Source organism: Herbaspirillum sp. GW103 (assembly GCF_000261365.1).
GTDB lineage: Bacteria > Pseudomonadota > Gammaproteobacteria > Burkholderiales > Burkholderiaceae_D > Herbaspirillum.
Map to the genome: position 1 here is coordinate 925,400 of NZ_AJVC01000004.1, position 26,238 is coordinate 951,637.

A 26,238-nucleotide genomic window follows, 5' to 3' on the forward strand; every position below is an offset into this window, starting at 1 on the left:
GTCATGGACGATGCGCATCACGGCGCAATAAAAAACCGCCCGTGATGCACGGGCGGTTTTCACTATAGCAAACACGGGGTCGCGCCAGATGAGAGATTTTCAATCCGGCGGCCCGGCATTCATCTGTTGCCTCTCACGCTTCATACCGTGGAAGACAGGGGCTTGCCGGTATCGATACCCAAGGTCCGCGCCGCGTCTTCCAAGCGCGCACGATCCTCCCCCCACACTTCACACAAGGCCGTATACGCAATCCAGCGCGCATCGATCTCGAAGAAGTCACGCAGATTCACCCGCGTATCGCTGCGACCAAACCCGTCCGTACCCAAGGTCACATACGGCGCCGGCACGAACGCGCGGATGCTCTCGGGCAAGCTGCGGATGTAATCGCTCACCGCGATCACCGGCGCTGCGCTGCCTTGCAATTGCGCCGTTACATAGGGCTGGGCCGGGCTGGCCGACAGGCGCTGTGCACGTTGCGCCGCCACGCCATCACGTGCCAGCTCGGTATAGCTGGTCACGCTCCACACCTCGGCCTCGATCTGCCAGTGCTGCTGCAGCAGCGCCGCTGCGGCCACGGCCTCCTTGAGAATGGGGCCCGAGCCCAGCAAGCGCACCTGCGCACCCGCCTTGCTACCCAGGCAGTAAAAACCGCGCAGGATCCCCTCCTGCACGCCGTCCGGCAGACTGGGCTGAGCCTCGTTCTCGTTGGTGACAGTGATGTAGTAGAACACGTCATCACCGCGTTCCATCATGCGGCGCATGCCCTCATCCAGGATCACCGCCAGCTCATACGCATAGGCCGGGTCGTACGAAACACAGTTGGGAATCGACGCTGCCGTCACCAGGCTGTTGCCATCCTGATGCTGCAGGCCCTCGCCGCCCAGTGTGGTGCGCCCCGAGGTAGCCCCGATCAGGAAGCCGCGCGCCCGCTGGTCTGCAGCGGCCCAGATCAGATCGCCGATGCGCTGGAAACCGAACATCGAGTAGTAGATGTAGAAGGGCAGCATCGGCGTGCCATGCACCGAGTAGGCAGTGGCCGCTGCGGTCCAGGAAGAAATCGCGCCGGCCTCGGTGATGCCCTCCTCCAGAATCTGTCCATCTTTCGCTTCGCGATAGTAGAGGATGGACCCGATATCCTCCGGCTCATACAACTGCCCTTGCGACGAATAGATGCCGACCTGACGGAACAGGTTGGCCATGCCGAAGGTGCGCGCCTCATCGGCCACGATGGGCACGACATACTGGCCGAAATCCTTGTCCTTCAACAGATTGCCGAGCTGACGCACCAGCGCCATGGTGGAGGACATCTCCTTGCCGTCGGCCTCCAGCGCGAACCGGGCGTGCGCCTCCAGCGGCGGCACCGCGCGCCCTGCCTGCCCGGCCTGGCGGCGCGGCAGATACCCGCCGAGCGCGGCGCGACGGGCATGCAGGTGCTTCATCTCCGGACTGTCATCGGCCGGCTTGTAGAAGGCCAGCTCACGGCATTGATCATCAGTGAGCGGCAGCTTGAAGCGGTCGCGGAACTGCAGCAGGCTTTCTTCATCCAGCTTCTTCTGCTGGTGTGTGGTCATCTTGCCTTCGCCCGCCGCGCCCATGCCGTAGCCCTTCTTGGTCTGCGCCAGAATCACCGTGGGCTGGCCACGATGGCTGGCCGCCGCCTGGTAGGCCGAGAAGATCTTCTTCATGTCATGGCCACCGCGACGCAGGCGATTGATTTCCTCATCGGTGAGCGTGGCGCCGATGGCGCGCGTGCCCGGCGTCTGGCCGAAGAAATGCTGGCGATTGAAAGCACCATCATTGGCGGCGAAGGTCTGCAACTGCCCGTCCACCGTACGATTCAAGGCATCGACCAGTTCGCCGTCCCGGTCACGCGCAAACAACCCATCCCAGTCCGAGCCCCACAAGAGCTTGATGACGTTCCAGCCGGCACCGGCAAAGAGCGTCTCCAGTTCATCGACGATATGACCATTGCCGCGCACCGGCCCATCGAGCCGCTGCAGGTTGCAGTTGACCACGAAGATCAGATTGTCCAGCTTCTCGCGCGAGGCCAGCGAGAGCGCGGCCAGCGATTCGGGCTCGTCCATCTCGCCATCGCCGAAGACGCCCCACACCTTGCGCCCCTGGTCCTGCAACAGGCCGCGATGCTCCATGTAGCGCAAGAAGCGCGCCTGGTAGATGGCATTGATGGGACCGATGCCCATGGAACCGGTCGGGAACTGCCAGAACTGCGGCATCAGCCAGGGATGCGGATAGGACGACAAACCCTGGCGCCCCACCCGCTTGGCCTCGATCTCGCGCCGGTAGTAGGCCAGATCCTCTTCGGCGAGGGCGCCTTCGAGGAAGGCCCGCGCATAGATGCCGGGCGCGGAGTGCGGCTGGAAGTAGACGACATCGCCCGCGAATTGCGCATCGCGGGCGCGGAAGAAGTGGTTGAAGCCGACCTCGAAGAGGTCCGCCGCCGAGGCATAGCTGGCGATATGCCCGCCCAGTTCGCCATAGGCGCGGTTGGCGCGCACCACCATGGCCAGCGCGTTCCAGCGCATGATGCTGGCAATGCGCTCCTCAATGGCCTGGGCATCGGAGCCACCAGGGAAGGGCGGCTCCTGTTCCGGGCGGATCGTGTTGACGTAAGGGGTATTGCGCGCATCGCGCCAGTTCACGCCCCATTGCTGAGCCGCTGCCGACAGCCGCGAAAGCAGGAAGCGCGCGCGTTCCGGACCGGCCTCGGCCAGCACGCTGTGCAGCGCTTGCAGCCACTCCTGGGTTTCCTGGGTATCGAGGTCGATATCGCGGGCAATATCGCTGTCGCTGGGGCGGGACATGTCCACTTCCTGTTCTCCTGTCTGGGTGCGCCGGGCCGGGTGCATCACTGCTCTATGCAAAGAGACGAAAAGCCGGTAAAACACAGGCCGCGCCATCCGTCTCCGAGCACCCGACGCCTTTTTGGCCTTGTTGTCGTTGAGGGCTACTGTGATCGAAGCACCGGACTACGATACGCCCTATGCCCCGGCATGAGTCACTTAAGATGGGAAGTTGCCGTACAATATTCAGCATCCAGTGCTGCGAAACTGAAACTGACAGAATTAAATTTCGATAATGGAACTCGACACCACCGATTTGCGCATCCTGAACATCCTGCAGGAGAACAGTTCGATCAGCAATCTGGAGCTGGCCAGCCGCATCAACCTCTCCCCCTCGCCGACTTTGGCCCGTGTGAAGCGTCTGGAGACCGAAGGCATCATCTCCCGCTATGTAGCGCTGGCCGATCCGCACCTGCTGGGCCTGAAGGTGAACGTTTTTGTCAAAGTCATCCTGGAGCGCCAGGGTGCCGAAGCGCTGGCCCAGTTCGAGACGGCGGTGAGTGCCTTCGATGAGGTCATGGAAGTCTATCTGATGACCGGCGACGAGGATTACCTGCTGCGCATCGTGGTGCCCGACCTGCTGACGCTGGAGCATTTCATCGTCGATCACCTGACCAAGATCCCCGGCATCAAGAACATCCGCTCCAGCTTCGCCCTCAAGCAGATCAAGTACAAGACCGCCCTGCCCACGCCCAAGATCAAGACGCGGCGATAGGCGCTACGGCGCACATGAAAAAAGGGCCTTGCGGCCCTTTGCTGTTTGATGTTTGCTGTTTGCTGTTTGCTGCGCCCCACCTTGCCTCACTCAGTGCGACCGTCCGCCGCGCGGCAAGCCATCCTCCTGGCGCCGCTGCGGATGCGCGGGCTCACCCGCCAGCGCATCCTGCACCACGGCCTCGGCCAGCGGTGCGGCTGCCTCGCTGACATCGCACCAGCGCTCCACCATCGCTACCACGCAACGCGCATAGTGTTCTCCATCGACCGGCTTGGGCAGGTATTCGGTCGCACCGGCCTCCAGTGCCGCACGCTCGCCCTCGGTCTCGTGGGAAGGAAAGACCACCACCGGGGCAGCAGCCAGATGCTTGCTCGCGCGCAACTCGCGCAAAAGCTGCAGGCCGTCGCCGCACTCCATCTCGGACTCCAGCAGAATCAGGCTGGGCGCGCCGCCATCGCTCTGGCGGCGCCCCTGCAGCAGGCAGCGACGCGCCGTCGCCAGGTCCGGGCAGGACCGGAAGAGGCAATGCAGTCCCGCACGCCACAAGGCGAAGCGCGCCAGCTCGGCGGCCTCCTGGCTGGGGTCGATCATGATGATGCTGGGGAAATTCATGCTGCGAGAGAACATCCTGTCAGAGTACACAAGCCGACAATGGCTACAGCACACGTTTTACAGGACTGGCGCGGCGCCCGGCATCGGGAAATTCCTGACTGCGCCAGACAAGAGGGAGACAGACGGTCAGGATTTCCCCGATCGCCGACAGTAGCAAGAATGACTACAGTGACAAGCTCGATGATCCGCTCCAGCAGGATCTGCCCATCTGTACAGCCAGGAAGCCCCGCCGATGTTGCCGTTTGCCAAAGTCCGAGTCCCCGTCCCCACCGCCTTGCTGGGCATGGTCGAGCTGTATGTCAGCGCATGCACCCGCAGCACCGGCCAGCGCGCCGATGCCCTGCACGACTGGGCCAGCCTGCAGGCCACGCCGCGCAAGGTGCTGGAATGGTTTGCCAGCTCCGGCTTTGCGCCCGGTGGAGAAAAGAGCGCGCTGGCCCGCTTCCAGCCCTGTCCCGAGCGCCTGGTCTGCCTCGACCAGCTCAAGCACCGGGTACCGCCGCCGCTGGCGATACCACGCTTCTGGCAGCTCGACGACAGCAACTACGGCTTCGATACCAGCCCGCACCTGCCCTATTGGCTCGCCATGAACAATGCTTCCTTCGTGCCGCTGCTGGTGCCCGCGCACCAGATGGCGCACTTCTCGCGCGCCCTGGTGGCGTGAAGTCTTCTTCCCGTTTTCCCCCTCGCCACAGCGCTTACTTCAAGGGCAGGTAGATATCCGTGAGCAACTCGCCCGGTGGTGTATCGGGCAAGAGATTGAGATAGTGGAAGTACAGCGGGAAATCGCGCAACTCCTCACCACTCTCCGGCAGCCACTGGCGATACAGCGGATAGATGCTCTCTCCCAGGCGTTCATGCGCGCCCGCATGACGCACGCGCGCGCAGCGCCCGCCCGGGATCAGGGAACTCACCACGGCTTGCGCATTGCCCGGCACCTGTGCGTCCACTTCACCGCAGATGCCGAAGCGGAATTGCTCCGGGGGCGTGGTGTCGGGATTATCCCAGGCCAGACCGAAGGTACGGCAGCGCTCCACCGGCGACAGGCCGGACGCCTTGCGCCATTCGATGAAGCGCGCCACGGTGGCGTTGAGCTGGTTGACGGGGCCGCGATGCGCCAGCAGGGCGATACGGATGGGTTCGACGTCGACGATTTCTACTTGCACTTGCACTTTCCTTTCAGGGATGCGGAAGACGAAACGCTCGTTCCATGAAGGCCAGTCCGGTGCGCGCCGAAACTGCGAAGGCGACTGGCCGAAGGCACTTCTGAAAGCGCGCGTGAAGGATTCCGGATTTTCGAAACCGGCTTCGAGGGCGATGTCGATGATGCGCCGCTTTGGCTGAAAGGCCAGTTGATGGCTGGCATGCTTCAGACGCATCAGCAGGATGTAGCGCGCCACCCCGACGCCGGTAAAGTCAGCAAACTGCCGCTGGAAATGGAACCGTGAAAAATGGGCGACAGCCGCCAGCTGCTCCATCTCCAGCGGGCCATGGAGATGCGCCTCGATATGATCGAGCACACGTTCGAAGCGGGCTTGATAGCGGGCCTGGCTGGTCTTTTGGCGGTCGTCGTTCATCGGGTCCTCGGTTCACGGGACATACTGTGCAAGAAAGAGCGGAACAAATCCTGACCGAAATTGCGCATCGTGAACAGACCTCAAGCTCTGGCCCTCTGACGGGTCGCCATGTTAAAACACTGGCTTCGTCGCACTCTGCCTTTTTCTCCATGCCTTCCGCTGTTCTCTTGATGCTCGCCATCTGCAGCGTCTGGCTGCCCTCCCTGAGGCTGCCGGGCCGCTGGACCCTTGCACCCTGGCTGCCGCTGCTGACACTGGCCGTGGCCATGGGCCTGCAGGATGGCCGACTCGATGCCGGCGCCGCCACAGGCATCGTCCTGCTGGGCGTCACCGCCCTGGGAACGACCCATGCGTCCAACGCATGGCAACGCCGCAGTCTGCTGGCGCTGAGTTTGCTGCTGGCCCTGCTGCTGGCACTGCATCGCTGGCCGGGTTTCCACAATGTGCTGGTGCTCCCGTCAGCGGCCATGACTGCCGATGCGCGGCCCTTCATGCTCTTTGCCAATCTCGACAAAGGAAGCGCCGGACTGCTGTTGCTGGCACTGCTGGCGCCACGCTGCCATGCGTGGCGGGAATGGCGGGAGATGCTCTGCAAGACGCTGCTGCCGGGTGCCGTGACGATCGCGCTCGTGATGGGCGCGGCTTGTGTGGCGGGCCTGGTCAGGCCCGCACTGAAGTGGCCGGACTTTACCGTGGAGTTCCTGGCCATCAATCTGCTGTTGACGGTGGTGGCAGAGGAAGCCTTCTTCCGCGGCGTCATCCAGCATCGGCTGCAAAGCGTCTTGCAGCACATCCGCGGCGGGACAGGGCTGGCAATGACGGCCTCCGCGCTGCTCTTCGGTGCAGCCCATGTTGGCGGCGGCCTGAGCTATGCGGTCATGGCCGGGATGGCCGGCCTCGGTTATGCGTGGGTCTTCCGGCGCACCGGACGTCTGGAGGCGCCGATCCTGCTGCACTTCATGCTCAATGCCGTGCATTTCCTCGGATTCACCTATCCCACACTGGCCTGATGCGCGCCACCCTCAGGGCGCAATCCACTGCCCTTGCCATGGCACCTGCCCACGTTCAAAACGCGCGCGGCGATGCTGGTTCGGTGTGAGGTCCAGCCATTCGATGCGCTCCAGCCGCACTTCCACCAGGGCAAAATTTTCGAAGCCATCGCCCCTGTCCTGCTCCCGCACATGCCCCTCTTCGGGCTGAGCAATCGGTGTGCCGGGTGCATGCGGGGTCTTGTACAGGATCAGCGTATGCGGCCTGGACCCGGTCCACATGCCACGAATGCGCGTGGCATCCTGCACTACCTGCGCCACGCCGTTCAGGCGCAGTTGCAGATGACGATCCAGGTCAACCGCCAGCATCGCCACGCGACCATCGGCACGGATCTCGGCCAGCTTCGGTGAACGCAGATCGGTGTGAAAGCACAGCGTCCCGGCGGAGATATTGGCCTCGCGCAAGACGATGGAACGCAACTGGGGCGCACCGTCCAGGCCCACAGTGGCCAGTTGCCAGATGGTAAACGGGGAACGTGCGGGACTGGCACCGCGGCACAATTCGTCCCAGATCAGGGTGTGGAGTTCGGGCAGGTTCATGCCGCCATTGTAGAACCCCGCGCGCAGGCGGGTGCATGCTGCGGATGCCGTCGGGACCATGCTCCGGCAATGACGACGCCCGCTTGCGCGGGCGTTCCGGATTGTGGCTGCAACGGGGCGCCAACGCTTCAGAATGCGCCGACGTAATTCTCCGCCAGTGCCGTCGACAGTGCGCGCGAATTGACCACGTTCTCCAGCTCGGCGCGCTGGATCTGGCGCTGGAAGGGCGAGGCATCCTCGAAGGTATGCAGCATGCTGGTCATCCACCAGGAGAAATACTCGGCGCGCCAGATGCGTTTCAAGGCCTGCTCGGTATAGGACGAGAGCCCGTGCTCGCTGTTGGTGCGATAGAACTCCTCGATGCCCTGGGCCAGGCGCCTGACGTCGCCCACGGCCAGATTCAGCCCCTTGGCTCCGGTGGGCGGCACGATGTGGGCCGCATCACCAGCCAGGAACAAGCGGCCATGCTGCATCGGCGTGGAGACGAAACTGCGCATGCCGATGATGCCCTTCTGGAAGATCTTGCCCTCCTTGACACGCCAGCCATCGCCGTTTTCCAGGCGGGTATGGAATTCATTCCAGATGCGGTCATCGCTCCAGTTGTCTACGCTGTCCTTGGGATCGCACTGAAAATACAGACGCTGTACCGTCGGCGAGCGTGTGCTGACGAGCACGAAACCACGATCGTGCTGCGCATAGATCAGCTCATCCGAAGAGGGTGGTGCTTCCACCAGCACACCGAACCAGCCGAAGGGATAGATGCGCTGGTAGTCCTGGCGTTTGCCCTCGGGAATGGCCGGGCGCGAGACACCATGGAAGCCGTCGCAACCGGCCACGAAATCGGCCTCCAGCGTATGCTGCTCACCCGCGTGCATGAAGCGTACGCGCGGCTTGCTGGTCTCGATGCCTTCGATGCTGGTGCCGCTCACACCGAACAGCAACTGCCCCTGCGCAGCCAGGCGGGCGGCCACCAGGTCCTTGATGACTTCATGCTGGGCATAGACGGTAATGGCCTGGCCGGTCAGCTCGGTAAGGTCAATGCGGTGGCGACGCCCTCCAAAGGCCAGCTCGATACCGTGATGCAGCGCGCCTTCGCGCTTCATGCGCTCGCCCACGCCGGTCTCGGTGAGGATATCCATCGTGCCTTGTTCCAGCACGCCGGCACGGATGGTGGATTCGATGTCTTCGCGGCTGCGCGTTTCCAGCACGACTGATTCGATGCCCTTCAGATGCAGCAGATGGGACAGCAACAAACCGGCCGGGCCGGCGCCGATGATGGCGACTTGGGTACGCATGGTGGAGGTCTCCGTGTAAAGGTCAGGCACCGTTTTCGTTGCAGGCGCACCGTGGCGCGCGCCCGAAGCGGGTGGCATGTCATCTGTTCTTGTTCTTGATGTGAGAGCGATCTTAGACGGCGGTGGACGAATAAAAAATGGATGATCCCGCCAATTACTTGTACTATTTTTACAGAGCACAATCACAACGCTTGATCGCGACGTAGAAGATGGAGACCCTATGCCCTTGCCCCGAAGCAAACCCCGCACCGCCGACGTACCGCAATTTTCCTTGTATGGCGAGGCTTCCCGGCAGGAGGACGCAGAGTCTGTCCATATCGAACTGATCGAGACACGCAGCCGTGTGCATGACTGGCATATTGCACCGCACACGCATGCCGGGCTTTTTCAGGTACTTTTTTTAATGTCCGGTCATGTCAGCGCGCTGATGGAAGAGGAAGTCTGGGAGGCCGACGGACCGGTGGTCATTACCATTCATCCCTCGCTGGTACACGGTTTCGATTTTTCGGAACAGGCGATCGGCTTCGTACTCACGGTCGATCCGCACGTCGTGTTTTCGGCCGGCGGCAGCGAGGCGCATGGAGAATTGTTCTCGCCCTTGTTCCTGCGACCGATGGCCATCGAACTGGCGCGTGTGCCGGAGCTGCGAGAACGCATGGAAACCCTGCTGCGCCTGCTCATCGCCGAGTCCGCTGCGCCCCGCACCGGTCACACGCTGATGCTGGAATGGCTGGCGCGCAGCGTCATGCTGCTGCTGGTGCGACTGGAAGCGGATCATCGCTCGGCGGAGTTGTCCGGACGCGGCGACTTTGAATTGTTCACGCGCTTTCGTGCGTTGGTGGAGCAGCATTTCAAGCAGCAGTGGCAGGTGGCGGTGTATGCCGACAAGTTGCGCATCACCCCCAGCCGGCTCAATCGCCTGTGCCTGAAGCTGGCCGGGCATTCAGCCTTCGACCTGGCGCAGCAGCGCTTGATTCTGGAGGCTTGTCGCAAGCTGACCTATGTGCCTTCGGGGATTTCGACGATTGCCTATGAACTGGGCTTTCAGGATCCGGCGTATTTCAGCCGGCTCTTCAAACGGCACATGGGCGTGACGCCCAAGCAATATCGGCGTACGCACGTGGAGCAATGAGTATTTCGCATGCCGTTTCCGGCAATGGCGCAAAAACAAAAACCGGTGCGCCATCTTTGAAATTCAGCCACGCCTCACAGCAGCGCCCCCAGCTCCACCTGTATCTTCAACATGGCCGGCAAGCAGCGCTCCACCATGTCTTCCAGCTTCATGCGAGCCGCATGCACGCTGATATTCATCGCCGCCACCACCTCACCGCGGAAGTTGCGCACCGGTACGGCCATGGTGCGCAGACCCAGTTCCAGTTCCTGGTCCACCAGCGCATAACCCTGCGCGCGGGCGCGGGCGATTTCCAGTCCCAATCGTTCGACATCGGTGATGGTATGGGCGGTGATGGCCTCCGGCTGGGCACGCGCGAGGATGGCATCGAGCTGCGCCGGGGCCAGGTTGGCCAGCAGGATGCGGCCATTGGCGGTGCAGTAGGCCGGCACCCGCGTACCGGGCTGCAGGGTGGTCGAGACCAGTTGCCCGGCGCTGACCGCGGCCACGCACACCAGCTGGTCATGATCGAGCACCCCGCAGGAAGCCGCCTCGCCCAGCGAATAGGCCAGCCGGTACAGCAGCGGCTGCACGATGCGCGGCAGCCGCGCCGAATGCAGATAGGACTGTCCCAGCCGCAGCACCATCGGCGTGAGCGAGAACGTCTTGTTGTCGTGCCGCATGTAGCCCAGGTGCGTAAGCGTGATCAGATAGCGACGGGAGGCGGCGCGGGTCAGGCCGGTCAGTTGCGCCACCTCGGCGATGGTCAGGCGCGAACGCTCCTGGTCGAAGGCTTCGATGACCTGCAAGCCTTTTTCCAGCCCTGCCACCAGGTCACGCTTGAGGGGGCCGTCTTCGCTCGCCTCCGGCTCGTCATCGATTGGCTGTTGCTGCATGGGTTCCCCGCCCTGTGGATAAAACAAGCTGATCTCTACCGTTTTCCCGTGGATGCAGAAAATCGGCCATTTGTGCGATTCTCGCACAAAGCGGGCGCATGGCGAATATGCTGCGCTGCGTTGGCCTTGAGAGCGGTGTCGGGCTTGCCTACTATCTGTCCACACCCAAGCACGGCGCGCCAATCGCCCATTCCGGCAGGCAAGGAATCCGAGGACGACGCCGCATTCATCCCCGTCGACCTGAGGAGACCTCATGCAATTCGATGCCATCGAACCCGGAGTCTATCCGGAACTGATCTATCCCCCCTACAAGTCCACCGTCAAGCGCGGCCCTACGCAAGCACCGCTGCGCGTGCGCGACGAGACCGCCACCGGCACCAATCTGTTCGCCTCGCCCCGGCTGATCCTGCCGCACGACATGGACCTGACCGCGCAGGGCAAGGGCGAGCCGCTGGGCGAGAAGATCGTCGTCACCGGTCGCGTGCTGGACGAAGATGGCAAGCCGGTGCGCAACTCCCTGCTGGAAGTCTGGCAATGCAATGCAGCCGGGCGCTACTTCCACAAGAAGGACCAGCACGATGCGCCGCTGGATCCCAACTTCACCGGTTTTGGAAAGATGCTCACCGATGACAATGGCCGCTATCGTTTCGTCACCATCAAGCCCGGTCCGTATCCCTGGGGCAATCACCACAAGGCCTGGCGTCCGGCGCACATCCACTTCTCGCTGTTCGGCAACATCTATGCGCAGCGTCTGGTGACGCAGATGTATTTTCCCAGCGATCCGCTGTTCGCCTACGATCCGATCTTCCAGAGCATCCCTGATGAGGCTGCCCGCCAGCGCCTGATCTCGCGCTTCTCGCTGGAGGAGACGGTCGATGACAAGATGCTGGGCTATGAATTCGACATCGTCCTGCGCGGCCGCAACGCCACGCCCATGGGCATCTGAACACAAGGCAGGAGACCACATGAGCAACATCACCACTTCGCAAACCATCGGCCCCTTCCCGCACGAAGCCTGGGCCTGGGCCGTGGAACTGACCTCCCGCGTGGAGAGCAGTGCACCGCAGGTCAAGATCAGCGGCGCCATTCTCGATGGCGATGGCGTTCCCATCAATGACGCCTGGGCCGAAGCCTGGCTGCCGGGCAGCGCTGCGTCAGAAACTTCACACGCCATTCCCGGATATCGCCGCGTGCCCACCAATGAGGAGGGCGGGTTCACATTTTCGATTTCGCAGCCCCAGGCGCCGGCCGGTAAGCCGGTCGCTTACGTGACCGTGTTTGCGCGCGGCCTGGTCAAGCACCAGTTCACGGCCGTCTTCCTGGAGGACGACCCGGCGCTGGCGCAATCGGCCCTGCTGGAGCAGGTCCCGGCCGACCGTCGTGACACCCTGATTGCCCGCAAGCAGCCTGACGGCAGCTACCTGTGGAATATCCACATGCAGGGTGCGCGCGAGACGGTATTCTTCGACTACATCTGAACGCCCTCTTCGGCGTGACGAGCTTGGGGATCCGCAAGCATTTGCTTGCCGGATCCCGCTTGCGTTGGATCGCGCCGCAAGGGCAAGCACTGGAGACTTCATGAGCGTTTCGATCTTCGACAGCTTCCTCACCACTTCGGACATGATTGCGGTGTTCGACGACCAGGCGGTGGTACAAGCCATGCTGCGCTTCGAACAGGTTCTGGCCGAGGCCGAAGCCGCCGAGGGCATCATCCCCGAGGCCGCCGCGCGTGCCATTGCCAGCGTCTGCCGCGCACCGCTCTACGACATCAACGCCCTCATCGTGGCCGGTCGGCGCGCCGGTGCGCTGGCCATTCCGCTGGTCAAGGAATTGCAACGCACGGTCGCCCTCTACAGCGAAGAAGCCGCCACCCACGTGCACTGGGGCAGCACCAGCCAGGATGTGCTGGATACGGCCATGGTGCTGGTCACGCGTGAAGCCTTGCGGCTGGTCGATGGCGAACTGGATCAGCTGGCGCGCCGCCTGCTGGACTTGTCGCAATCCCATCTGGATACACCGGTGCTGGCGCGCACGCTGATGCAGCCGGCGCAGGTGACCAGTCTGGGCTTCAAGTTCTGCAACTGGGCCGCGCCCCTGTTGCGTTCGCGCGCGCAATTGCAGGCGCTGGCCGGGCGCGCCTTGCAACTGCAACTGGGCGGTGCGGTCGGTACGCTGGCGGTGCTGGGTGACAAAGGGCCAGCGGTGGCGGCACGCATGGCTGCGGCCCTCGATTTGAAGACCCCCGAGGCGGCCTGGCATACCCAGCGTGACGAGTGGATACGCCTGGGTACCGAGATGGCGGTGCTGGCGGGCAGCCTGGGCAAGATCGCCACCGACCTGTCACTGATGGCACAGGGCGAGATTGCCGAACTGGCCGAGCCCTCCGGCAATGGTCGTGGCGGGTCGTCGGCGATGCCGCACAAGCGCAATCCGGTGTCGTCCATGATCGCCCTGGCCGCGGCTACCCGAGCGCCACAGCAAGCCGCTGCGCTGCTGGGTGCGATGTCGCAGCAGCATGAACGCGGGCTGGGCAACTGGCAGGCCGAACTGGCCGAATGGCCGGGGCTTTTCCTTGGTGTGCACGGTGCACTGCGCGCGCTCAATGATGCCTTTGCCGGGCTGGTCATTGATGAGGCGCGCATGCTGCGCAACATCGATGCCTTGCAGGGTCTGGTGTTTGCCGAGTCGGCCTCGATTGCGCTGGCTGGCGTCATCGGTCGCCCACGGGCACATAGTCTGCTGGAACAACTCACGCGCAAGGCTGTAGCCGATGGCGCGCAGCTGGTTGACGTGCTGGTCGATGCCGTAGAGGGCGATGCGCAGTTGCGCCAGGAAATCGACCTGGGCATGTTGCGTGGCCTGTTCGATCCGGTGCAAGCCACCCGCCCTGCGCGCCGCATTGCCGAAGGGCGGCTTGAACACTTGCGCGCCCAGCTGGCGCACTGACCTGCTGAATTCTCCACCTCCACCCATCACACCGAGACAAAGAGAGCACCACATGAGCTACGATCCGCTGGACCATGATTTCGAGCGCGGCATGCGCAATCGCCGCAGTGTATTGGGCGACCAATGGGTTGACCGTTCGGTGGCCAATGCCACCAATTTCAACGCCGACTTTCAGAACCTGATCACGCGTTTTGCGTGGAACGAGATCTGGGGTCGTCCCGGGCTGGACCACAAGACACGCCGCATCATCGTGCTGGCCATCACCATTGCGCTGGGGCGCTGGGAAGAATTCGAACTGCACGTACGCGCCGGGCTGACCGGTGATGCGACCACGCGGCTCAGCCCGGACGAGATGAAGGAAGTCATGATCCAGGCGGCGGTCTATGCGGGTGTGCCGGCGGGCAATACGGCTTTCACGCATGCGCAGAAAATCCTGCGTGAAGTGGGTGAGCAGATCGGTTATGCCGTGGTACCGCAGGCGCCTGCTGGCAGCGTGCATCCGGGTGTGGGGCACGAGGGCCGCACCGTTTCGTCACCGGCCTTGCATTACACCTTGCGCGAACCCCGCAATGGCAAGGCGCCGCGTCATACGGTGGTGCTCTCGCATGCGCTGGGTACCGACCTGATGATGTGGGACGGGCTGGCCAATCTGCTGGCGGCCGATTGTCGGGTGATTGCTTACGATCATCGTGGGCATGGCAGTTCGGAGAAGATCGATGGGCTCTACAGCATGGCGGATCTGGCCGATGATGCGGCCCGTTTGTTGCGCGAGCTGGATACAGGGCCGGTGGTGTGGGTCGGTTTGTCCATGGGCGGCATGGTCGGGCAGGAGCTGGCCTTGCGGCATCCGGGGCTGGTGCGATCGCTGGTGTTGGCCAATACCACGTCTGCCTATCCTGAGGCGGCACGCGAGGTTTGGCAGCAGCGGATTGCTACCGTGCGGGCTCAAGGGATCGAAGTGATTGCCGATGCGGTCATGGGGCGGTATTTCCACGAGGGCTTCCGTGCTGCACAAGCGGCCACTGTTGCGCGCTATCGGCATCGACTGGTCACGACCGATGCGGTGGGGTATGTGGGGTGCTGTCATGCTGTCGGGACTGTCGATACTTCTTCCCGCTTGGGGGCCATTCACGTGCCTGCCCTCGTGATTGCGGGGGAACTGGATCAGGGGACACCGGTGGCCATGGCGCAGGCGCTGGTGGATGGGATTGCTGGTGCACGGCTGGAGGTCATTACAGAAGCCTCGCATGTCAGTGCTGTTGAGCAGCCGGCTGTGTTCGCTGAATTGGTTTGTGGGTTTATTGATGGGCTTTGATGCTGTTTTGCTGTTTTTCTGTTTTGCTGTTTTGATGATTTACGGTTTTGGGTAGTCTGCACGGGCTGCTTTCCTGCGCTCTAGCTTAATGCTTATCTTTCTCCGGTCGGGAGAACGCGCCGGGGGCGGCCCGGCAGCCGCTCACTTTTCTTGTCTCGCCAAGAAAAGTAAGCAAAAGAAGGCGACCGCAACTGCACCGCCCTCCTTCGGAGGGTCCCCGCTTCAGAAGCCAACAAAACGGGAAAAATAGAGTCGCTTCGCTCCGACTATTTTTCTGATCCGTTTTGTTGGCTTCTGAACCGGCGGCGCAGATGCGGACGACCTAAACGCCTCGCCTTCGGCATCGTGAGGCATCCCACTCGCCGTCGGCTTTGCGTTGGCGTTCTTGCGCCTTCGATACGTCGCTGCGCGACTACTCAGGACGAAAGAACATAAATAATTTAAACAATAAAAACCAAAACAGGAAATTGATCGAAGAAAAAATCGATGCCACAGGCGAGCCAACACAAAGCCGAAGGCGAGTCGGAGACCCGGCGAGGCCGCAGGCGAGCCCGAGTGGACTCTCCCCATAGAGCCAGCCGCCGCAGCGGAGCGAAAAGTGGATCAGAAGGATAGTCGGAGCGAAGCGACTCTATCCTTCCCACTTTTCGCTCCGCTGCGGCGGGGACCCTCCGCAGGAGGGCTGGCTCTTTGGGGTCGCCTTCTTTTGCTTACTTTTCTTGGCGAGACAAGAAAAGTGAGCGGCTGCCGGGCCGCTCCCGGCGCGTTCTCCCGACCGGAGAAAGATAAGCATTAAGCTAGAGCGCAGGAAAGCAGCCCGTGCAGACTACCCTCCCCCCAAAAATACAAAAATCAAACCCCAGGATCCCGCACCTTCTCCACCTGATCAAACTCCACGTTATAAAACTCAGACCCGAGCAACTCAGCCTTGCGCATATAAACCGTCTGCACGATATCGCGAGTAGCAGGATCGATAGAAACAGGCCCGCGCACGCTCTCCCAGCTCATCCCCTTCATGGCAGCCAGCAGTTTTTCACCATTCGCATCGCCGGAGGTTTTCTTGAGGGATTCATAGAGCAGGTGCATACCATCGTAGGCACCGACAGAATGGAAGTTGGCCCGCATCCCCTTGTTAGCCTTGGCCATCGCGTCCACATATTCCTTGTTGGCCGCCGAAGGATGCGCAGCAGAATAATGATGACTGCTCACCACATCCTTGGCGGCCGCACCGATACCCGCCATCAGGTCATCATCGAGCACATCGCCGGTACAGATCAGGCGAATTCCCGCCGCCGCCAATCCCCGCTCGGTGAACTGCTTCAACACGGCAGCTCCTTCACCGGAAGGTACAAAAACGAACAAAGCCTGCGGCCTGGCATCCTTGACCCGCTGCAAGAACGGCGCATAGTCCGGATTGCGCAAAGGCACCCGCACACTCTCCATCACCTTGCCACCGGCTTCAGAGAAAGTCTTCACAAACACCTTCTCTGCATCCAGCCCCGGCCCGTAATCGGAAACAAAGGTCACCACACTCTTGATGCCATTCTTCGCCGCCCAGGACGCCAGTGGCGAGGTCACCTGCGCCAGCGTAAACCCGGTACGCACGATATAGGGTGAACGCTGGACAATGATGGAAGTCGCCGCCGCCGTCACGATCATCGGCACCCTGGCCTGCGTGGCAATGGGTGCAGCCGCCAGCGCCAAGGGCGTCAGCCCGAAGCCCATCAGCACCTGCGCCTTCTCACGCGCCACCAGCTCCTGCGCCAGACGCTTGGTCACATCGGGCGAGACCCCGCCGTCATCCTTCAACAAGATCTCCACCTTGCGTCCGGCCACACTGTCACCGAACTTCTGCTGATACAACTTGACCGCCGCCTCGATCTGCCGCCCGGTCGAGGCAAACGGCCCCGACATCGGCACGATCAGCCCCACCTTCAACGTCTCTGCCGCTTGCGCCACCAGCGGCGCACCAACGGCGGCCAATGCCGTCCCGGCCAACATCAGGTGGCGGCGTCGGGTATTGATCATCTCGCTCATCATGTCTCCTCACGTTTTAATTGGTATAAATGATTTACGGCCAGTTGCTTCGTATTACGCTACAAATCCAGCACCAGCAAGGGACTCCGTGCCCGTGAACAACACGGCGTGAACTGGTCATTGGCCGCGCGTTCCTCATCGGTCAGATATTGATCACGATGATCCGGTTCACCCTCCAGCACGCGCGTAAGACAGGTGCCGCAGATCCCCTGCTCGCAGGACACCGGCACATCCACACCGTGCTCGCACAAGACCTGGATCACCGTGCGGTCCTCCGGAATGCGGTAGACCTGCCCGCTGCTGGCCAGCCTGACCTCAAAGCTGCCATTGCCGTCAGCCTGCACCGGCGCCGCACCAAAGTATTCGAAATGGACTTGCGCCCCCGGCCAGCCACGCGCACGGGCAGTCTCCACCACATGCGTGATGAAACCGGCAGGGCCGCAGACGTAAAGATGGGTGGCCGGATCGGCCTGTGACAGCAAGGCATCGAGGTCGAGCTTCTGTGCAACATCACCATCGTCATAGTGATGCACCACGCGCCGAGCGAATCCCGACGCCGCGATGCGCTCGCGAAACGCCTGGCGGGCGGGCGAACGGGCGCAATAGTGCATCTCGAAAGAAGCCCCGCAAGCCGCCAGCGCCTCGGCCATGCACAGAATGGGCGTCACCCCGATACCACCCGCCAGCAGCAGACTGTGCGGCGCCGACACCAACGCGAACTGGTTGCGCGGCACCCCGATGGTGAGCAGGTCGCCCACCTTCAACACCTCATGCACCGCCACGGAACCGCCCCGCGAATGGGCATCACGCAATACACCGATCTGATAGCGATGCTGCTCATGCGGCGCGTTGCACAGCGAATACTGACGCAGCAAGCCGCCCGGCAGATGCACATCGATGTGTGCCCCCGCAGTAAAGGCCGGCAAGGCACTGCCATCCGGCGACACCAGTTCCAGCCCGATGATGCCGTCGGCTTCCTCGCGGCGCGCCGCGATCCTGACCTGCAATGTCGTCATCATCCCCCCTCAGGCTGCAGCAGCCTTGCCGGCATCGGCTTCGCGCGCCAGCCACTTGTCCAGCACCTTGCGCGACTGCACGCCACCGGCATCGATGTTCAGCGCCAGCAGGCGACGCTCCGGATACTTGAGCAGATTGGCCTGCTGCAGCTCCAGCATCGCACGGTCCTCACCGAAGATCTTGCCCTGGCCCTCGCGGATGGTGTCGGTGAGCTCCTTGTCCTCGGGACGGAAGTGGCGCGCCATGCCCCAGAAATACCAGTGCGAAGTCTCGGTCTCGGGCGTGATGAAATCCACCACGATGGACGACGCCTTGTGCTCCGGCGCAGCGTCGTAACCACCCTGCCCGGCATGCGCCACGCCCACTTCGATCATCACGTGACTGGGCGGCGAAAAGCGGCAGATCTGCCAGCGGTCCACCGGGACGTCGTCGGCCAGACCGTTGCCTCGCAGGGCCATGCGCCAGAACGGCGGCGGCATGATGTTTTCCATGAAGCGACTGGTGATGACCCGCTCACCCTCAACGCGCGTGTTGACCGGGGCTTCATCAATCTCCTTCTGGCCGATGCTGGAGGCGTGCACGTAGGTCTCGTGGGTGAGGTCCATCAGATTGTCGATCATCAGACGGTAGTCGCAGTTGATGTGATACAAGCCGCCACCATAGGCCCATTCAGGGTTCTCGGCCCACTCCAGGTGATGGATCTGCGCCGGATCGGCCTGCTCCTTCTCACCCGGCCAGACCCAGATGAAACCGTAGCGCTCCACCACCGGGAAGCTGCGGATACAAGGGAAGCCACGCACGCGCTGACCGGGCATGCTGCGGGTGTGGCCGTCACAGCCCATCTCCAGACCGTGATACCCGCAAACCAGCTGTCCATCGCGCACGAAACCCAGAGACAGGGGCGCACCACGATGCGGACAGAAATCCTCGACGGCGGCCACCTTGCCCTCGGCACCACGATAGAACACGATCTTCTCGCCACAGATCTGACGGCCCAGGGGCTTGCTTTCGATTTCGTCGGGGGTACAGGCAACGTACCAGGCATTCTTGGGGAACATGACTGTCTCCTTGGGTAAATTCCTCAACCGGCACCGGCCTCGCGCGGCCAGTGCCCTCCTTGATGGACTGCACCAACTTGTTCTTTTCCGCAGGTGGCTTGATCCAGATCCTGTCGGGTCTCGCATTTTTCTGATTTAATATTCAGTACACTGAATGTTAGGAAAAGTATCCGCCAATCCGCTGCGCAAGTAAACGCGCCGGCGGACTTTTTTCATTGCGCATCGCATCAATTGATTGAGGGAAAACGTCGCGGACCTTACACTGCCGCATCGCTGCATACTGATTGCAGCTCATCCATTGCCTGACCGAACCTGAGCGAATCCGCCATGCCAGAGACCACAACGCCCAAGGACGAAAGCCAGCTCATCGATCTCTACGAGCACCCCGGCCACCTGTTGCGGCGCGCGCAGCAGATTTCGGTATCGATCTTCCATGACGAAACCGGCGGCATCATTACCCCGGTGCAATACGCCATCCTGCGCATGCTGTCGAATCATCCCGGCATCGACCAGGTGAGCTTGTCGGGGCTGGTCGCCATCGACACCTCCACCGGCGCCACGGTCTGCGCCCGCCTCGAAGAAAAGGGCTTGCTGGTGCGGGAAGTCATTCCGCACAACCGCCGCCAGCGCGCATTGCGCATCACGCAAGCGGGCGAAGCCCTGCTGGAAGAACTGATCCCCGGCCTGCAGCGCCTGCGCAAGCGCATCCTGGCGCCCCTTGATGACGCCGAGCAGGAGCAGTTCATGCGGCTGCTGGACAAGCTGGTGCACGAGAACAATCCACAAAGCCGCGCACCGCTGGCACGCTTGCGCGACCAGGATTGCCAGGAGGACTGAGCCTCAGGCGACCGCTACCAGTCGATCCAATTTTTCGCCATCGTCCAGCAGGCTTTGGCTATCCGAGGCATGCACGATGCGGCCACGATCAAGCACGATGGCCCGTTGCGTCAGCGACAGCGCCATGCGTGCATGCTGCTCCACCACGATCACCGACATCCCTTCGTCGCTGACCAGGCGGCGGATCACCTTCAACAGTTCCTGCACGATGATGGGCGCCAGCCCTTCCATCGGTTCATCCAGCAAGAGGATGCTGGGACTGACCATCAGGGCGCGCGCAATGGCCAGCATCTGCTGCTCGCCACCGGAGAGCTGATTGCCCATGTTGTGGCGGCGCTCATGCAGGCGGGGAAAAATCGAATAAATCTTCTGCAAGTTCCATTTTCCGCCACGCTCCACCACCGTCAGGTGTTCCTCCACCGACAGCGAAGGAAACATGAAACGCTCCTGCGGTACCCAGCCCAGCCCGGCATGCGCGCGCTTGTGGGTCGGCACGCGGGCGATGTTGCTGCCGCGCCAGTGGATGCTGCCGCCATGCAGGCGAGTCAGTCCCATCAGGGTAATCAACAGACTGGTCTTGCCCACGCCATTGCGCCCCAGCAGGGCCAGGCTCTCACCTTCCTGCATGGAGAAGGACACCTCCTCCAGGACGATGGAATCGCCATAACCGGCGCTCACCTTGTCCAGTGCCAGCAGTTCAGGCATGTTCGGCCTCCCCCAGATAGACTTCCTTGACGCGCTGATCCGCCGCAATCTCGGCCGGTGTGCCTTCCACCAGCACCTTGCCGCCGACCAGTACGGTGATGCGTTCGGCAAAGCGGAACACCAGTCCCATATCGTGTTCGATGAAGACGATCGTCACCTCGCGGGGCAGTTGCGCAATCACTTCAAACAATTCGCGGCTTTCCGCCGACGGAATGCCTGCGGCAGGTTCATCCAGCAACAGCACCTTGGGTTGCGTGGCCAGCGCCAGCGCAATTTCCACCAGCCGCTGCTTGCCGTAGGCCAGGCTGCGCGTGATGCTGTTGGCCTCCTGCGCCAGCTTGAGCGAGGCCAGCAGCGCCATGGCTTCGTCCACCACGTCGGTCTGACGGGCCACGGTCTGGTACCACTTGTATTGCAGGCCGCGCCTCTCCTGGATCGCCAGCACCACCGACTCCAGTACGGTCAGTCCGGCAAAGAGCGTATTGATCTGGAAGGTACGCGTCATGCCGCGCTTGACGCGCTCGTGCTGGGCCAGCGCGGTAATGTCCTCGCCACCGAACCATACCTTGCCACTGCTGGGTGCAAAGCCACCCGTGAGCAAGTTGATGAAGGTGGTCTTGCCTGCGCCATTGGGGCCGATCAAGGCGTGGCGCGCGCCGGGCGTGAAGGTCAGCGAGATGTCGCTGTTGGCCACGAAGCTGCCCCAGCGCTTGCTCAGCGCTTCGGTGCGCAAGGTGGTATCGGCCGGATGCGAGCTCATGCGCGCCCTCCCTTGAAGAACTTGTCACGCAGCACGGCCAGTCCACCCAACAGACCACCGCGTGCGAAGAGAACGATGACGATCAGCAGCAGGCCGATCCAGAACTGCCAGTAGGCCGGATCGAGTCCGGAGAGGGTGTCCTGCGCCAGCATGTAGACCAGCGCGCCCACCAGTGCACCATAGAGCCGACCGGTGCCGCCCAGCACCAGGATGATGAGCAACTCGGCCGAACGCGGGAAGCCCAGCACATCGAGCCCGACAAACTGCGTGGTCTGGGCCAGCAAGGCACCGGCCACCCCGGCAACCGCAGCGGCGATGGTGAAGATCACCACCAGCCGGCGATTGACGTCGGCCCCGATGGCCGGCATGCGGCGACCTCCTTCGCGGATACCCCGCAAGCCCAGGCCGAAGGGCGAACTCACCAAGCGTCGCAAGACCACGAACAGCAACAACAGCACCGCGAAGCTGTAGCAAAAGGCGACGCGGCCGTTGAGATCGAATTCGAAGACCCCGAAGATCTTGCCCATCACCATGCCGGACAGACCATCCACGCCGCCCGTGATGAAGGCTGCCTTGTTGGCCGCCTCGAAGAGCATCAGTCCGATGCCCAGCGTCACCATGAGGCGGGTGAGGTCCGTCCCGCGCACGACCAGGAAACTCACCAGGAATCCGGCAACGGCTGCCACGATGGCGGCCAGCAGCAGTCCGGTGATAGGCTCGCCCCAGCCATGCACGGCCAGCAGGCCGGCAGTGTAGGCACCGAGGCCGAAGAAAGCCGCATGCCCCAGCGAGACGATGCCGGCATAGCCCAGGATCAGGTCCAGCGAGACGGCGAACAGACCCACAATCATGATCTGGCTGATCAGCACCAGATAATCCGGGAAGAGGAAATAGGCCGCCACCGGCAAGAGCCAGAAGATCAGCTCCAAGGGCGTCCAGCGGTCATTGGGCAGATGCAGTACAGGTTTCGTCGTGGACCGGCTTGTCGTATTCAGGCTGCTCATCCGCGCCTCCGCATCAGGCCGGCCGGGAACAGGATCAGCAACACCACCATCAGGCCGTAGATGACGAAGGCGCCGGTCTCCGGCACGTAGTATTTGCCGGCGACGTCGAACACGCCCAGGAGCAGCGCGGCCAGCAACGGGCCCTTGATGGTGCCGGCACCACCGACGGCCACCACCAGCAGGAAATAGACCATGTACTTGACCGGGAAAGTCGGATCCAGTCCCAGCACGTCGATGCCCAACCCGCCACCGAGTCCGGCCAGGCCCGAACCGAGCGCGAAGGTCAGGCTGAAGACACGGCTGACGTTGATGCCCAGTCCGGCTGCTGCAACCTGGTTATCGACCGCGGCACGAATCTGCGCACCGAAGCGGGTACGCTCGATCAACAGGCCCAGCGCAATGGTCACCAGCACCACCACACCGATGAGGAAGACACGATAGGCACCGACGTCCAGTCCCAGCAGCGAGACCTGACCGCGCAGCCAGTCCGGCAGCACGACTGGTTGCTGGGTCGGCCCCCACTGCCAGGTGGCAGCGGCCACGGCCATGAAGGTCAGGCCGATGGAAAACAGCACCTGATCCAGATGGCTGGCCTTGTAGAGACGACGATAGAGAGAGCGCTCAAGGACCAGTCCCACCGCCGCCGCAGCGATGAAGGCCAGCGGCAGGGTCGCGAGGAAGGGAACGCCGATGCCGTTGAGCAGCGTCACGCAGACATAGCCACCCAGCATGGCAAAGGCACCGTGTGCCAGGTTGATGAAGTTCATCATGCCCATCGTCACCGACAGGCCCACGCTGATGAGAAACAGAAGGCTGCCGTAGGCAATGCCGTCAAAGAGTACGCCGAGGAAGTTGCCTAGCATGGCATACCTCCCTGGCCGGAACGGGCGCGCGCAGCAGGACGCGGCGCACAGTCATGATGCAGATACATGATGCGATTTGTCTCCTTCTGTCCTGCGGCTCTTTTTTATGGGTGACCGCTCGGAAATCAATATGAATTTTTTTCTATTGTGCTGCGCCTGCCTCAACTCATGCTTGATCAATTTTCACGAAGACCCTTGCGATCTTCATGAACTCATCACACGCGCTCGATCACCATCGCGATGCCCTGCCCCACGCCGATGCACATGGTGCACAGCGCATAGCGACCGCCGGTGCGCTCCAGCTGGTACATCGCCGTGGTCACCAGGCGCGCACCGCTCATGCCCAGCGGATGGCCCAGCGCAATGGCGCCGCCGTTCGGATTGACGCGCGCATCGTCATCGGCCACGCCCAGCTCGCGCAACACGGCCAGCCCCTGCGAGGCGAAGGCTTCGTTGAGTTCGATCACGTCCATCTGATCGATACTCATGCCCAGTTGCGCCAGCACTTTCTTGCTGGCCGGCGCCGGGCCCATGCCCATGATGCGCGGCGCCACCCCGGCCGTGGCCATGCCGAGGATGCGTGCGCGCGGCTTGAGCTGGTATTTCTCGACAGCGTCAGCACTGGCCAGCAAGAGCGCGCAGGCACCATCGTTGACGCCCGAGGCATTGCCGGCGGTAACGCTACCATCGGGCCTGACCACGCCCTTCAGTCGAGCCAGCGCTTCCATGCTGGTGGCACGGGGATGTTCATCCTGGCTCACGGTGATGGGGTCGCCCTTCTTCTGCGGGATCACCACCGGCACGATTTCCTGAGCCAGGTTGCCATTGGCCTGGGCCGCAGCAGCCTTGGCCTGGCTGCGCACGGCAAACCGGTCCTGGTCTTCGCGGCTGACCTTGAAGTCGACGGCCACGTTCTCGGCCGTCTCGGGCATGGCATCGACTCCGTATTTCTGCTTCATCAGCGCATTGACGAAACGCCAGCCGATGGTGGTGTCCTGGATGGCAGCCTGACGCGAGAAGGCGCTGTCGGCCTTGCCCATCACGAAGGGAGCACGGGTCATCGACTCGACGCCACCGGCGATCATCAGCTGCGTCTCGCCAGACTTGATGGCGCGCGCGGCCGTGCCCAGCGCATCCATGCCGGAGCCGCACAGGCGGTTGATGGTGCTGCCCGGCACTTCCTGCGGCAGACCCGCCAGCAGCAGCGACATGCGCGCCACGTTGCGGTTGTCTTCACCAGCCTGGTTGGCGCAGCCATAGATGACGTCATCGACAGCCTTCCAGTCCACCTGCGGGTTGCGCTCCATCAGTGCGCGCAGCGGCACGGCCCCGAGGTCGTCGGCACGCACGTCCTTGAGCGCGCCACCGTAGCGGCCGATGGGGGTGCGAATGGCGTCACAGATCAATACGTCTTTCATGTCTTCCTCACAGCGATATCAACGATGGATTGGGCCGGATCAGGCCGCCGGATGCAGCGGTGCGCCTGTCATCTCTTGCAATTGCGCGAACGAAAGACCTTCGACGATCTCGCGCACCTGCAGTCCTTGCGGGGTCACGTCGATGACGGCCAGGTCGGTGTAGATGCGGTTGACGCAAGCGATGCCGGTCAGCGGATAGGAGCAGGCCTCCACCAGCTTGCTCTCGCCGGTCTTGGTCTGGTGGTCCATCATCACGAACACCTGCTTGGCACCGATGGCCAGGTCCATCGCACCGCCCACGGCGGGGATGGCATCGGGCGCGCCGGTGTGCCAGTTGGCCAGGTCACCCTTGGCCGAGACCTGGAAGGCGCCCAGCACACAGATGTCGAGATGACCGCCGCGCATCATCGAGAACGAATCGGCGTGATGAAAATAGGAACCGCCGGTCAGCAGCGTCACCGGCTGCTTGCCGGCATTGATGAGGTCTTCGTCTTCCTCACCGGGGGCCGGGGCCGGGCCCATGCCCAGCACGCCGTTTTCGCTGTGCAGGAAAATTTCCTTGTCAGCCGGCAGATAGTTGGCCACCTTGGTGGGCAGGCCGATGCCCAGGTTCACGTAGGCGCCCTCGGGGATGTCCTGCGCCACGCGGGCGGCGATCTCTTCACGGGTAAAGCGCTTCATTGCTGTGCCTCCTTGGTTTGCACGATCCGTTGCACGAAGATGCCGGGCGTGATGATGTTTTCCGGATCGAGCTGGCCCAGTTCCACCACCTCGGTGACTTGCGCGATGGTGACCTTGGCGGCCATGGCCATGATGGGACCGAAGTTGCGCGCCGTCTTGCGATACACCAGGTTGCCCCAGCGGTCGCCGCGCAGCGCCTTGATGAGCGCGAAGTCGGCGTGAATGGGCGACTCCAGCACGTAGTGCTTGCCATCGATGAGACGGGTTTCCTTGCCTTCGGCCAGCATGGTGCCGTAGCCGGTCGGGCTGAAGAAACCGCCGATGCCGGCACCTGCGGCACGAATGCGCTCGGCCAGGTTGCCTTGCGGGGTCAGTTCCAGCTCGATTTCACCGGCGCGATAGAGCGCATCGAAGACGTGGGAATCGGTCTGGCGCGGGAAGGAACAGATGATCTTCCTGACGCGCTTGGTCTTGAGCAATGCGGCCAGGCCCGTATCGCCATTGCCGGCATTGTTGTTGACGATGGTCAGGTCGCGCGCGCCCTGGGCGATGAGCGCATCGATCAGGGCCGAGGGCATGCCGGCATTGCCGAAGCCGCCGATCATGATGGTGGCGCCATCATGGATGTCGGCCACCGCCTGCTCCAGGGAGTCAGAAATTTTATTGATCACGTTGCTCTCACTATAGATGCGGCGCCTGCAACTGCGCCGGCTGGATGCCTTGCCACACGTTTGCTTGCGGTGCGACCAGGCGGGTTGGGACTCGTCTCTGCCGGTGTGGACGGGCATTGCGGCGCGGTCAGCTGCGTGACGTTTTTTGCACCGCAATGTTCGATCACCGAACTAATGTTTGATTTTCGCACAAAAAGAGTTTAGCGATCCGGCTTGACGGACGTCAAGAAAAACCAGCAGGATGTGTTCGCTTGCCGCACAAAACGTTAA

Annotated in this window: 25 protein-coding genes; 9 read left to right on the plus strand and 16 right to left on the minus strand. The window is 62.5% G+C overall.

Annotated features, from left to right (window positions below):
* Positions 1 to 140: 140 nt before the first annotated feature.
* Complete coding sequence (mdeB, locus tag GWL_RS16240) at positions 141 to 2,822, minus strand: alpha-ketoglutarate dehydrogenase (RefSeq protein ID WP_034351020.1); 2,682 nt, start codon at positions 2,820 to 2,822, stop codon at positions 141 to 143.
* Positions 2,823 to 3,096: 274 nt separating this feature from the next.
* On the opposite strand from mdeB, the gene GWL_RS16245 reads away from it, so the two are divergent.
* A complete protein-coding gene (locus GWL_RS16245; protein ID WP_006461679.1) occupies positions 3,097 to 3,576 on the plus strand; it encodes an Lrp/AsnC family transcriptional regulator in 480 nt (159 codons plus the stop codon).
* Between the two features lie 90 nt (positions 3,577 to 3,666).
* Here GWL_RS16245 and GWL_RS16250 read toward each other — a convergent pair whose 3' ends face one another.
* Positions 3,667 to 4,188 carry a response regulator gene (locus GWL_RS16250; protein WP_008332160.1) on the minus strand — a complete coding sequence of 174 codons (522 nt, stop codon included), beginning with the start codon at positions 4,186 to 4,188 and terminating at the stop codon, positions 3,667 to 3,669.
* Positions 4,189 to 4,420: 232 nt separating this feature from the next.
* Between GWL_RS16250 and GWL_RS16255 the strand changes: the two genes are divergently transcribed.
* Positions 4,421 to 4,852, plus strand: coding sequence for a hypothetical protein (locus GWL_RS16255; RefSeq protein ID WP_008332162.1), 432 nt, complete (start codon positions 4,421 to 4,423; stop codon positions 4,850 to 4,852).
* A 34-nt stretch (positions 4,853 to 4,886) separates the two neighbouring features.
* Here GWL_RS16255 and GWL_RS16260 read toward each other — a convergent pair whose 3' ends face one another.
* Positions 4,887 to 5,765 (minus strand): GyrI-like domain-containing protein, encoded by an 879-nt coding sequence (locus GWL_RS16260; RefSeq protein WP_008332164.1) that lies wholly within the window; start codon positions 5,763 to 5,765, stop codon positions 4,887 to 4,889.
* Positions 5,766 to 5,914: 149 nt separating this feature from the next.
* On the opposite strand from GWL_RS16260, the gene GWL_RS16265 reads away from it, so the two are divergent.
* Positions 5,915 to 6,775, plus strand: a complete 861-nt coding sequence (locus GWL_RS16265; RefSeq protein WP_157174261.1) for a CPBP family intramembrane glutamic endopeptidase — start codon at positions 5,915 to 5,917, stop codon at positions 6,773 to 6,775.
* A gap of 12 nt (positions 6,776 to 6,787) precedes the next feature.
* On the opposite strand, the gene GWL_RS16270 is transcribed toward GWL_RS16265, so the two are convergent.
* The gene (locus GWL_RS16270) at positions 6,788 to 7,354 is read right to left on the minus strand and encodes a pyridoxamine 5'-phosphate oxidase family protein (protein ID WP_008332166.1); all 567 of its coding nucleotides are present in this window, start codon (positions 7,352 to 7,354) and stop codon (positions 6,788 to 6,790) included.
* A gap of 128 nt (positions 7,355 to 7,482) precedes the next feature.
* Positions 7,483 to 8,649 (minus strand): 4-hydroxybenzoate 3-monooxygenase, encoded by a 1,167-nt coding sequence (locus GWL_RS16275; RefSeq protein WP_008332167.1) that lies wholly within the window; start codon positions 8,647 to 8,649, stop codon positions 7,483 to 7,485.
* Between the two features lie 220 nt (positions 8,650 to 8,869).
* Here GWL_RS16275 and GWL_RS16280 point away from each other — a divergent pair, with 220 nt between their 5' ends.
* On the plus strand, positions 8,870 to 9,781 hold the full coding sequence (locus tag GWL_RS16280) for a helix-turn-helix domain-containing protein (RefSeq protein ID WP_008332168.1): 912 nt from the start codon (positions 8,870 to 8,872) through the stop codon (positions 9,779 to 9,781).
* Between the two features lie 74 nt (positions 9,782 to 9,855).
* On the opposite strand, the gene GWL_RS16285 is transcribed toward GWL_RS16280, so the two are convergent.
* Positions 9,856 to 10,656 (minus strand): IclR family transcriptional regulator C-terminal domain-containing protein, encoded by an 801-nt coding sequence (locus GWL_RS16285; RefSeq protein WP_008332169.1) that lies wholly within the window; start codon positions 10,654 to 10,656, stop codon positions 9,856 to 9,858.
* 253 nt (positions 10,657 to 10,909) lie between these two features.
* On the opposite strand from GWL_RS16285, the gene pcaH reads away from it, so the two are divergent.
* From pcaH to pcaD, 4 genes are all read left to right on the plus strand, one after another.
* Positions 10,910 to 11,602, plus strand: coding sequence for a protocatechuate 3,4-dioxygenase subunit beta (gene pcaH, locus GWL_RS16290; protein WP_008332170.1), 693 nt, complete (start codon positions 10,910 to 10,912; stop codon positions 11,600 to 11,602).
* A gap of 19 nt (positions 11,603 to 11,621) precedes the next feature.
* On the plus strand, positions 11,622 to 12,134 hold the full coding sequence (locus GWL_RS16295; RefSeq protein WP_008332171.1) for a protocatechuate 3,4-dioxygenase: 513 nt from the start codon (positions 11,622 to 11,624) through the stop codon (positions 12,132 to 12,134).
* Between the two features lie 100 nt (positions 12,135 to 12,234).
* Positions 12,235 to 13,602: a 3-carboxy-cis,cis-muconate cycloisomerase gene (pcaB, locus tag GWL_RS16300; protein ID WP_008332173.1), complete on the plus strand. Its 1,368-nt coding sequence runs from the start codon at positions 12,235 to 12,237 to the stop codon at positions 13,600 to 13,602.
* 52 nt (positions 13,603 to 13,654) lie between these two features.
* Complete coding sequence (gene pcaD, locus GWL_RS16305; protein WP_008332174.1) at positions 13,655 to 14,917, plus strand: 3-oxoadipate enol-lactonase; 1,263 nt, start codon at positions 13,655 to 13,657, stop codon at positions 14,915 to 14,917.
* A gap of 852 nt (positions 14,918 to 15,769) precedes the next feature.
* Here the strand turns inward: pcaD and GWL_RS16310 are convergent.
* From GWL_RS16310 to GWL_RS16320, 3 genes are read right to left on the minus strand one after another with little or no spacing between them, the layout of a single operon-like run.
* Positions 15,770 to 16,957, minus strand: a complete 1,188-nt coding sequence (locus GWL_RS16310) for an ABC transporter substrate-binding protein (RefSeq protein WP_034351023.1) — start codon at positions 16,955 to 16,957, stop codon at positions 15,770 to 15,772.
* A 56-nt stretch (positions 16,958 to 17,013) separates the two neighbouring features.
* Positions 17,014 to 17,970, minus strand: coding sequence for a PDR/VanB family oxidoreductase (locus GWL_RS16315; RefSeq protein ID WP_034351276.1), 957 nt, complete (start codon positions 17,968 to 17,970; stop codon positions 17,014 to 17,016).
* Between the two features lie 9 nt (positions 17,971 to 17,979).
* Complete coding sequence (locus GWL_RS16320) at positions 17,980 to 19,029, minus strand: aromatic ring-hydroxylating dioxygenase subunit alpha (RefSeq protein WP_008332177.1); 1,050 nt, start codon at positions 19,027 to 19,029, stop codon at positions 17,980 to 17,982.
* 327 nt (positions 19,030 to 19,356) lie between these two features.
* On the opposite strand from GWL_RS16320, the gene GWL_RS16325 reads away from it, so the two are divergent.
* Positions 19,357 to 19,866 carry a MarR family winged helix-turn-helix transcriptional regulator gene (locus tag GWL_RS16325; RefSeq protein WP_008332178.1) on the plus strand — a complete coding sequence of 170 codons (510 nt, stop codon included), beginning with the start codon at positions 19,357 to 19,359 and terminating at the stop codon, positions 19,864 to 19,866.
* Between the two features lie 3 nt (positions 19,867 to 19,869).
* Here GWL_RS16325 and GWL_RS16330 read toward each other — a convergent pair whose 3' ends face one another.
* The 7 genes from GWL_RS16330 to GWL_RS16360 all read right to left on the minus strand — a co-directional run bounded on the left by GWL_RS16330 (position 19,870) and on the right by GWL_RS16360 (position 25,968).
* A complete protein-coding gene (locus GWL_RS16330) occupies positions 19,870 to 20,571 on the minus strand; it encodes an ABC transporter ATP-binding protein (protein ID WP_008332179.1) in 702 nt (233 codons plus the stop codon).
* A complete protein-coding gene (locus tag GWL_RS16335) occupies positions 20,564 to 21,331 on the minus strand; it encodes an ABC transporter ATP-binding protein (protein WP_008332180.1) in 768 nt (255 codons plus the stop codon). The genes GWL_RS16330 and GWL_RS16335 overlap by 8 nt, the downstream gene beginning before the upstream one ends.
* Positions 21,328 to 22,335: a branched-chain amino acid ABC transporter permease gene (locus tag GWL_RS16340; protein ID WP_008332182.1), complete on the minus strand. Its 1,008-nt coding sequence runs from the start codon at positions 22,333 to 22,335 to the stop codon at positions 21,328 to 21,330. Before GWL_RS16340 ends, GWL_RS16335 begins: the two co-directional genes overlap by 4 nt.
* Complete coding sequence (locus GWL_RS16345; protein ID WP_008332196.1) at positions 22,332 to 23,198, minus strand: branched-chain amino acid ABC transporter permease; 867 nt, start codon at positions 23,196 to 23,198, stop codon at positions 22,332 to 22,334. The genes GWL_RS16340 and GWL_RS16345 overlap by 4 nt, the downstream gene beginning before the upstream one ends.
* Positions 23,199 to 23,413: 215 nt before the next feature.
* Positions 23,414 to 24,616, minus strand: coding sequence for a 3-oxoadipyl-CoA thiolase (gene pcaF, locus GWL_RS16350; protein ID WP_008332198.1), 1,203 nt, complete (start codon positions 24,614 to 24,616; stop codon positions 23,414 to 23,416).
* 39 nt (positions 24,617 to 24,655) lie between these two features.
* On the minus strand, positions 24,656 to 25,297 hold the full coding sequence (locus tag GWL_RS16355; protein WP_008332199.1) for a CoA transferase subunit B: 642 nt from the start codon (positions 25,295 to 25,297) through the stop codon (positions 24,656 to 24,658).
* Positions 25,294 to 25,968: a 3-oxoacid CoA-transferase subunit A gene (locus tag GWL_RS16360; protein ID WP_008332201.1), complete on the minus strand. Its 675-nt coding sequence runs from the start codon at positions 25,966 to 25,968 to the stop codon at positions 25,294 to 25,296. The genes GWL_RS16355 and GWL_RS16360 overlap by 4 nt, the downstream gene beginning before the upstream one ends.
* Positions 25,969 to 26,238: the final 270 nt, after the last annotated feature.

Coding starts and splice junctions, on each gene's coding strand:
- GWL_RS16260 (WP_008332164.1), bottom strand. CDS start 5,765: ATGAACGACGACCGCCAAAAGACCAGCCAGGCCCGCTATCAAGCCCGC.
- GWL_RS16270 (WP_008332166.1), bottom strand. CDS start 7,354: ATGAACCTGCCCGAACTCCACACCCTGATCTGGGACGAATTGTGCCGC.
- GWL_RS16345 (WP_008332196.1), bottom strand. CDS start 23,198: ATGCTAGGCAACTTCCTCGGCGTACTCTTTGACGGCATTGCCTACGGC.
- GWL_RS16250 (WP_008332160.1), bottom strand. CDS start 4,188: ATGAATTTCCCCAGCATCATCATGATCGACCCCAGCCAGGAGGCCGCC.
- pcaH (WP_008332170.1), top strand. CDS start 10,910: ATGCAATTCGATGCCATCGAACCCGGAGTCTATCCGGAACTGATCTAT.
- GWL_RS16355 (WP_008332199.1), bottom strand. CDS start 25,297: ATGAAGCGCTTTACCCGTGAAGAGATCGCCGCCCGCGTGGCGCAGGAC.
- mdeB (WP_034351020.1), bottom strand. CDS start 2,822: ATGTCCCGCCCCAGCGACAGCGATATTGCCCGCGATATCGACCTCGAT.
- GWL_RS16245 (WP_006461679.1), top strand. CDS start 3,097: ATGGAACTCGACACCACCGATTTGCGCATCCTGAACATCCTGCAGGAG.
- GWL_RS16295 (WP_008332171.1), top strand. CDS start 11,622: ATGAGCAACATCACCACTTCGCAAACCATCGGCCCCTTCCCGCACGAA.
- GWL_RS16265 (WP_157174261.1), top strand. CDS start 5,915: ATGCCTTCCGCTGTTCTCTTGATGCTCGCCATCTGCAGCGTCTGGCTG.
- GWL_RS16330 (WP_008332179.1), bottom strand. CDS start 20,571: ATGCCTGAACTGCTGGCACTGGACAAGGTGAGCGCCGGTTATGGCGAT.
- GWL_RS16285 (WP_008332169.1), bottom strand. CDS start 10,656: ATGCAGCAACAGCCAATCGATGACGAGCCGGAGGCGAGCGAAGACGGC.
- GWL_RS16280 (WP_008332168.1), top strand. CDS start 8,870: ATGCCCTTGCCCCGAAGCAAACCCCGCACCGCCGACGTACCGCAATTT.
- GWL_RS16335 (WP_008332180.1), bottom strand. CDS start 21,331: ATGAGCTCGCATCCGGCCGATACCACCTTGCGCACCGAAGCGCTGAGC.
- GWL_RS16340 (WP_008332182.1), bottom strand. CDS start 22,335: ATGAGCAGCCTGAATACGACAAGCCGGTCCACGACGAAACCTGTACTG.
- GWL_RS16315 (WP_034351276.1), bottom strand. CDS start 17,970: ATGACGACATTGCAGGTCAGGATCGCGGCGCGCCGCGAGGAAGCCGAC.
- pcaD (WP_008332174.1), top strand. CDS start 13,655: ATGAGCTACGATCCGCTGGACCATGATTTCGAGCGCGGCATGCGCAAT.
- GWL_RS16325 (WP_008332178.1), top strand. CDS start 19,357: ATGCCAGAGACCACAACGCCCAAGGACGAAAGCCAGCTCATCGATCTC.
- GWL_RS16255 (WP_008332162.1), top strand. CDS start 4,421: ATGTTGCCGTTTGCCAAAGTCCGAGTCCCCGTCCCCACCGCCTTGCTG.
- GWL_RS16310 (WP_034351023.1), bottom strand. CDS start 16,957: ATGATGAGCGAGATGATCAATACCCGACGCCGCCACCTGATGTTGGCC.
- GWL_RS16275 (WP_008332167.1), bottom strand. CDS start 8,649: ATGCGTACCCAAGTCGCCATCATCGGCGCCGGCCCGGCCGGTTTGTTG.
- pcaB (WP_008332173.1), top strand. CDS start 12,235: ATGAGCGTTTCGATCTTCGACAGCTTCCTCACCACTTCGGACATGATT.
- pcaF (WP_008332198.1), bottom strand. CDS start 24,616: ATGAAAGACGTATTGATCTGTGACGCCATTCGCACCCCCATCGGCCGC.
- GWL_RS16320 (WP_008332177.1), bottom strand. CDS start 19,029: ATGTTCCCCAAGAATGCCTGGTACGTTGCCTGTACCCCCGACGAAATC.